This is a genomic window from Acidithiobacillus ferriphilus (assembly GCF_018854775.1).
Taxonomy (GTDB): Bacteria; Pseudomonadota; Gammaproteobacteria; order Acidithiobacillales; family Acidithiobacillaceae; genus Acidithiobacillus; species Acidithiobacillus ferriphilus.
The window spans coordinates 1-7016 of record NZ_JAAZTY010000110.1; the positions used below are offsets into that span (position 1 = coordinate 1).

The 7016-nt window shown below is 57.5% G+C and carries 5 protein-coding genes and 1 pseudogene; 4 read left to right on the forward strand and 2 right to left on the reverse strand.

What is annotated here, in order from left to right:
- A partial coding sequence (gene secA / locus HF921_RS08210; RefSeq protein ID WP_215893648.1) for a preprotein translocase subunit SecA occupies nucleotides 1–2661 on the reverse strand: 2661 nt, incomplete at its 3' end.
- A gap of 50 nt (nucleotides 2662–2711) precedes the next feature.
- Between secA and HF921_RS08215 the strand changes: the two genes are divergently transcribed.
- Complete coding sequence (locus HF921_RS08215) at nucleotides 2712–3224, forward strand: DciA family protein (protein ID WP_226834404.1); 513 nt, start codon at nucleotides 2712–2714, stop codon at nucleotides 3222–3224.
- Here the strand turns inward: HF921_RS08215 and lpxC are convergent.
- Nucleotides 3164–4078 (reverse strand): UDP-3-O-acyl-N-acetylglucosamine deacetylase, encoded by a 915-nt coding sequence (gene lpxC / locus HF921_RS08220; protein ID WP_064218198.1) that lies wholly within the window; start codon nucleotides 4076–4078, stop codon nucleotides 3164–3166. The genes HF921_RS08215 and lpxC overlap by 61 nt on opposite strands.
- Nucleotides 4079–4344: 266 nt before the next feature.
- On the opposite strand from lpxC, the gene HF921_RS08225 reads away from it, so the two are divergent.
- The 3 genes and pseudogenes from HF921_RS08225 to HF921_RS08235 all read left to right on the forward strand — a co-directional run.
- Nucleotides 4345–4965: a glutathione S-transferase N-terminal domain-containing protein gene (locus HF921_RS08225; RefSeq protein WP_064218197.1), complete on the forward strand. Its 621-nt coding sequence runs from the start codon at nucleotides 4345–4347 to the stop codon at nucleotides 4963–4965.
- A gap of 1 nt (nucleotide 4966) precedes the next feature.
- A complete protein-coding gene (locus HF921_RS08230; RefSeq protein ID WP_215893649.1) occupies nucleotides 4967–6700 on the forward strand; it encodes an AMP-dependent synthetase/ligase in 1734 nt (577 codons plus the stop codon).
- A gap of 6 nt (nucleotides 6701–6706) precedes the next feature.
- Nucleotides 6707–7016 (forward strand): annotated as a pseudogene (locus tag HF921_RS08235) (CCA tRNA nucleotidyltransferase); the annotation flags it as partial.

A 7016-nucleotide genomic window follows, 5' to 3' on the forward strand; every position in this document is an offset into this window, starting at 1 on the left:
TACCGGACTATGACCAGTTTCCTGTTCACCAACGACCCCGAGCCCCGCCGCAGTAAGACCTGCATTTTCTATGGCGGGCACTACTGCCGCCGCCGAAAAATCCGGATGAGAGAATTGCAAATGCTGGGGCTGAGCGGCTCGGGCGATGACATCCCAATCCACCGACTCTGCGGGCGCGGGGCTCACATGTAAGCGCGACAACGTACTGATTACCTCTTCGCGCAATCGCCCCAGCATGACGTTGAACATGGCCAGGGATTCTTTTTTATACTCCTGCTTGGGATTTTTCTGGGCATATCCCCGCAGATGAATACCTTCACGGAGATGATCCATGCTCGCCAGATGGTCCTTCCACTGACTGTCCAGAACTTGCAGGATGATGGATTTCTCGAAGTGGCGCATCATTTCACTGCCCAGGAGCTCTTCCTTGGCCGCGTAAGCGGACAACACCATCGCCATGATTCGCTCCCGTAAAACGGGGTAGGCGAGGCCTTTATCCTGCTCCAGCCATTGCCCGACCGGAACCCGCAGACTAAAAACCCGCTCCAGTGCGGCTTCCAGGCCGGGCAGATCCCAGCGCTCCTCCATAACGCCTTCGGGCGCGGTGTCGGTCAACACTGCGTCGAGGACGTCGTCACGCAGCGCCCTGATTTCCGAACTGACGTCATCCGCATCCATGAAGGCATTGCGCTGCTGATAAATAATTTTGCGCTGTTCATTGGCCACGTCATCATATTCCAGCAATTGCTTGCGGATATCGAAGTTGCGACTTTCCACCTTGCGCTGGGCGTTCTCGATGGATTTGGTCACCCAGGGATGTTCAATCGCCTCACCTTCTTTCATGCCCAGCTTCTGCATCAGGCCACCCAGACGGTCGCTGCCGAAAATACGCATCAACGGATCATCCAGGGAAAGGTAAAAACGAGTGGTACCGGGGTCGCCCTGCCGACCGGAGCGCCCTCGCAACTGGTTGTCTACCCGCCGCGACTCATGCCGTTCGGTACCAATAATATGTAATCCGCCCGCCGCTATCGCCGCATCATGCAGCCCCTGCCAACTGCTATTGAGGGATTCGACCCGTTGGTTTTTTTCTTCTTCTCCCAGATCCGGATTAGCCAGCACCATATCCACCTGATGTCCGACATTGCCGCCCAACACAATATCGGTACCACGCCCCGCCATATTGGTTGCGATGGTCACCATTCCAGGTTTACCGGCCTGCGCAATAATCTCGGCCTCGCGCTGATGCTGTTTGGCGTTCAGTACTTCATGGGGAATCCGTGCTTGTTTGAGCTGGTGAGACAAGAACTCGTTATGCTCGATAGAGGTGGTACCCACCAGTACCGGCTGGCCACGCTGCTGACAATCGCGGATATCCTCAACAATGGCCGCCCACTTTTCCTGGCTGGTGCGATAGATAAGATCGGCAAAGTCCGTCCGCTTCACCGGCTTATGAGTCGGTATCATTACCACTTCCAGCCCGTAAATCTGGTTCAGCTCAAAGGCCTCGGTGTCCGCGGTACCAGTCATGCCCGAAAGCTTTTCATACATACGGAAATAATTCTGGAAGGTGATGGAGGCCAGTGTCTGGTTTTCATTCTGAACGGCCACCCCTTCCTTGGCCTCCACCGCCTGATGCAGACCATCGGACCAACGGCGCCCGGACATCATGCGTCCGGTGAACTCATCAACGATGCAAACCTCTCCGTCGCGGACGATATAATCCGTCTCCCGCCGGTAGATCACATGCGCACGCAGCGCCTGGTTGAGATGATGAACCAGGGTGACATTGGCCAGATCATAGAGATTACCATCGTCAAGCAGGCCACTTTCCGCCATCAGGCATTCCGCCTTTTCGATGCCCTCTTCCGTGAGCATCACCTGCCGGGCCTTTTCATCGACCGTATAGTCCTCATCGACGACAAAATTTCCGACGAGTTTGTCCACCCGGTAGTAAAGGTCGGTATTCTCTTCAGTAGGACCGCTGATAATTAGCGGAGTACGCGCCTCGTCAATGAGGATGGAATCCACTTCGTCGATGATGGCGTAGTGGAGGCCGCGCTGCACCCGCTCAGCCGGAGAAAACGCCATGTTATCGCGCAGATAATCGAAACCGAACTCGTTGTTGGTGCCGTAGGTGATGTCGGCCGCATAAGCGGCGCGGCGCTCATCGCTGGACATCTCCGAGATGATGGTACCCACGCTCAGGCCCAGAAAACCGTGAATCTTACCAACCCACTGGGCATCGCGGCTGGCCAGATAATCATTGACCGTAACCACATGCACGCCCTTACCCTGCAGGGCGTTGAGGTAGGCGGGCAAGGTCGCGACGAGGGTCTTGCCCTCACCGGTGCGCATTTCCGCGATTTTACCTTCATGGAGCATATAGCCACCGATGAGCTGTACGTCGTACTGGCGCATGCCCATCACCCGCTGAGTCACCTCACGCACCACCGCAAATGCCTCAGGCAGCACCGCGTCAAGCGATTCGCCCTGGGCTATCCGCTCTTTAAAGAGTGCGGTTTGCCCGGCGAGGGTAACATCGTCCATGGATTTGTAGCGATCCTCCAGGAGGTTAATCTGCGCCACAATAATACGGGCCTTCTTGATCAGGCGGTCATTGCGACTGCCAACGACATGGCGGATGATGGTTCCAAACATGAGCACGCAAGCCTAGGTAAAAAATATCGAGCAGGGTAGCATGAAAGCCTATGGATGATAAACGACGACGCATCTGGCGCCCCATGACGCAAAACCCTTCCGGGCCGATCGGCGAAATCTGCCGTCGCGGAGCGCTGCTGCGTGAGCGTCAAATTGACTGGAACGCGTTACTCGCACTGGAGGCGCAGGACCATACCTGGCTGGTTGATTGGTCTGGGGGGGTGTTGAGTGTACTCTGTCAGAGCCCGGTATGGATTTCATGGTTACGAAGAAATGAAAAAAACATACTGAAACAATGGAATAATCGCTTCCCGAAAACCCCGGCGCGGCAAATCACCGCCTCGGTGCGGCCTTGGTCATACCGGCTGCCGCAACCCGCCAAAATCCCGAAAGCGCCTTATATTTCAGCAGGGGCGGCCGAAACGCTGCGGGCAGAAGCCGATCGTCTGCCACAAGCCATAGCCGTCGCGCTTATACGCCTGGCGGCCACCCTGGACAACCTTCAGGCGGAGGCTGTCGTCAGCGCATCAGCGAAGGAAAATGGCGCGCGCCTCTCGGAATAATCCACAAACTCCCAGGCATCCTGACGGACAAGCAGCGCCCGCAACAAATTGTTATTGAGGGCGTGCCCCGCCTTGTGACCAGAAAAATGGCCTACTAACGGGTGGCCAAGCAGATAGAGATCACCAATGGAGTCAAGTACCTTGTGGCGCACGAACTCGTTGGTGTACCGCAGACCTTCTTCATTGAGTACACGATAATCATCGACCACAATAGCGTTATCGAGATTGCCACCCAAGGCGAGCCCCATGCTCCGCAAGGTCTCGACTTCACGCATAAAGCCGAAGGTGCGTGCCCGCGCCACTTCTTTGAGATACGAGGTCCGCGCGAAATCCACCGTCACTTCCTGACCACCATTTTTCATCACGGGATGGTCGAAATCGATGGTAAAACTCACCTTAAAACCTTCAAAGGGCTCCAGTTGCACCCATCGATCACCGTCTTCTGCCTTGAGAGGCTTGGTGATGCGGATAAAACGCTTTGGTGAGTTTTGCTCTTCGATCCCGGCGCACTGAATGAGGAATACAAAGGGCGCGGCACTGCCATCCATAATCGGCACTTCCGGTCCATCGAGATCTACATAGGCATTATCAATACCCAGACCCGCCAAGGCCGACATCAGGTGCTCAATAGTACCAACCCGTATCTGGCCATCGCCGATATTGGTAGACAGTCGGGTATCCACCACATGCAGAGGGTCCGCCTTAATCCAGGCGCCACCATCGATATCACTGCGGTGGAAGACGATTCCGGTGTTTATCGGCGCTGGGCGCAGGCCGATATAGACCTTCTTGCCACTGTGCAAGCCGATACCGGTACCCCAGATCATATTTTTGAGCGTACGCTGACGGATCATGATTTTATTCCCTTCCGCGATCTTAGGGATCGCCCTCCCGCTAAATACCGTGTGACCCACTTTACAACTTTTGTTGTCTCCATACAACTAACCAAGCAGTCAGGGCCAGTGACATCGCATTAAATATACGCTGACCGACTTTTTTAGCGAGCGAGCACGGCGCATCACCCCAAGGCGTACCCAGTTATGTATAATCCAAGGCATCTGGTGACCGCACCACCGCGGTCGCACCGAAACGCGCTTCTCCAATACAAGGATCTATAATCATGGCGACCCCCAGCAGCAAAAAAACTCTGATGACCCTTTACTCCGGCAACGATTGTGTTTTTGCACACCGCGTCCGCTTCGTTCTGGAGGAAAAAGCCATGGAGTACCAAACCATCGACGTCGATCTCGCCAACAAGCCAGAAGATCTCGCGGAACTCAATCCCTACAATCAGGTGCCCACCCTGGTGGATCGTGACTTGGCCATCCACGAATCTGTCCTCATCATGGAATATCTAGATGAGCGCTTTCCGCACCCTCCGTTGATTCCTGTGGACCCCATCTCCCGCGCCAAGGTGCGCCTGGGTCTCTTGCGTTTCGACCGCGACTGGTTCGCTCCACTCTTTCAGCCGGGCTACAGTGCCGAGCAGGTCAAAACGGCTAAAGAGCAGATCCGCAGCACTCTTGCCGGACTAAGTAGCATCTTCAGCCAGCAGCGTTACCTCTTCGGCGATGAACTTTCGGTGCTCGACTGCGCCATCGCCCCACTGCTGTGGCGCCTCCCGGTTCTGGAAATCAGCCTACCTGCGGCAGCCCGCGCAACGCAAGGATACATGGATCGCGTCTTCAATCTGGAGAGCTTCAAACGCTGCCTGACCCCTGCCGAGAAGGCCATGCGCTGACATGGGTGTGGAACTTGCCCGCCTCCAAAGTCTGCCGGAAGGACTCTTTGCACGCTGCAAGCGCGACCAGGGTGGCGTCATTGCCTTGCAACGGCAAGGAGATGTTTTTCAGCCGGTAACGGCGGCGGTCTTTGCCGAGCGCGTCCGCTTACGGGCCCGCGGACTCCTGCGCCTAGGGGTACGCAGCGGGGAACGAGTGGTTCTGATGGCCCCCAACTCTCTGGATTGGGCGATCATGGATTTCGCCATCCTCAGCATTGGCGCCATTACCGTTCCTCTCTATCCGACGTTCAGCCCGCGCGAGATTCATTATGTGCTGGGCGATAGCGGCGCCGGACTGATACTGCTGGAAAGTGCCCGTGAGTGGCGGCACATACAAAGCTGGGGGGTACCCAGCGACCGTATCCTGCTGCGCGATGCAAACGCTGCGCAAGAGGTCGGCCTGGGGCACTGGGGAGCGCTGAAAGGGGAGGACGCCTCCTTGCGCGATGTTGAATTGGAAGAACGTCTCACGGCGCTGCAACGTCAACAAACGGCCACCATCGTCTACACCTCCGGGACAACGGGTTGGCCCAAGGGGGTCATGCTCAGTCACGGCAACATCCTGAGCAATATCGAAGGGTTCGTACCGTTGGTGCCATTACATGCCGGACAACGCCTGCTCTCCATTCTGCCCCTCTCCCACATTTTCGAACGGGGCACGGGGCATTTCGGCGCCTATCTGCTGGGGCTGGAAGTCGCCTACGCGGAACGCCCGGACACGGTACTCCGTGACATGGAAACCGCGCATCCGGATATCGTGGTCGCCGTGCCGCGGGTCTTCCAACTGCTCTATAGCCGGGTGCGACGGAACATTGAAGATCGACCGGGTCTGCTCGGCCGTTTTCTGCGCCGGGGGGCGGGGCTTGATCCGCAGGGACGTCCGGCGGCACGCTGGCAACGTTCTCTTACCCGCCGCCTACTGATCCGCAATCTCCGCAAGAAACTGGGTGGACGCTTGCGTTTCTTCGTCTCCGGAGGCGCCCCGCTGGATGCTGAAATTGCCCGGTTTTTTATTGAGTTGGGGCTACCTGTTATTGAGGGCTACGGCATGACCGAAGCAAGCCCGGTAATCGCCGCCAATCCTTTGGAGGCCATTCGTCCGGGAACCGTGGGACGGTTTCTGCCCAATCTGGAAGGACGCATAGCTGCTGATGGCGAAATTCTGGTACGCGGCCCGTCCATCATGCAGGGCTACTGGAACAATGAGAGCGCCACGCGCGAGACGCTGGTAGACGGCTGGTTGCATACCGGCGACGTGGGCAGCCTGGACCCGGACGGTTATCTGCATATCAGCGACCGTAAGAAAGATCTAATCGTGAATTCCGCCGGCGAAAACATCCCGCCGCAGAAAATTGAGATGCGGCTGATGGCGCAAGCGCTGATCGACCAGGCCGTCGTCTTCGGCGATCGCATGCCCTATCTCGTGGCCCTCATCTTTCCCAATCGGGAACTCCTCAAAGAACGCGTCGGCGCCCACGCGGACGAAGCCGCAACCCGCAAGGCCATCCATGCGGCCATCGCGACAGCGCTCGCCGATCTGCCCTCCCACGAACAGGTACGGCGTTTCGCCTTGCTGTCAGAGGCACTGAGCGAAGCCAACGGCGAACTAACCCCCACCCTAAAGGTGAAACGGCGCGTCGTCGCCGAACACTACGCCGAACTGCTGGCGCAAATGGGCAATGGCAAGGGCTGATCTCCCATGCTGCTTACGCCGCCCGCTGCGCTGACTCCCATTCTAACGGCATTGCAGCGGGCAGGAGCGCGCGTCCTGGTGGTGGGAGGTACACCGCGGGATGCCCTACTCGGTGTGGTCGCCCACGATTGGGATCTGGAAATACACGGATTGGGAGAGGCCCGTTTGGCCGAATGTCTGGAGCCTTTCGGCGCCCATCGGGTAGGTGGTCGCTGTGCAGTCTGGGTGGTGACCGGCGCAGAGATTTCCCTGCCACAAGCACGGGGCGGGCAGATCAACCCGCACCTGCCCTGGGCCATCGCCGCCCAGCGGCGGG

Bases quoted from the DNA above. Each gene is read 5' to 3' on its own strand.
- HF921_RS08215 (WP_226834404.1), top strand. From the start codon at position 2,712: ATGGATGATAAACGACGACGCATCTGGCGCCCCATGACGCAAAACCCT.
- lpxC (WP_064218198.1), bottom strand. From the start codon at position 4,078: ATGATCCGTCAGCGTACGCTCAAAAATATGATCTGGGGTACCGGTATC.
- HF921_RS08225 (WP_064218197.1), top strand. From the start codon at position 4,345: ATGGCGACCCCCAGCAGCAAAAAAACTCTGATGACCCTTTACTCCGGC.
- HF921_RS08230 (WP_215893649.1), top strand. From the start codon at position 4,967: ATGGGTGTGGAACTTGCCCGCCTCCAAAGTCTGCCGGAAGGACTCTTT.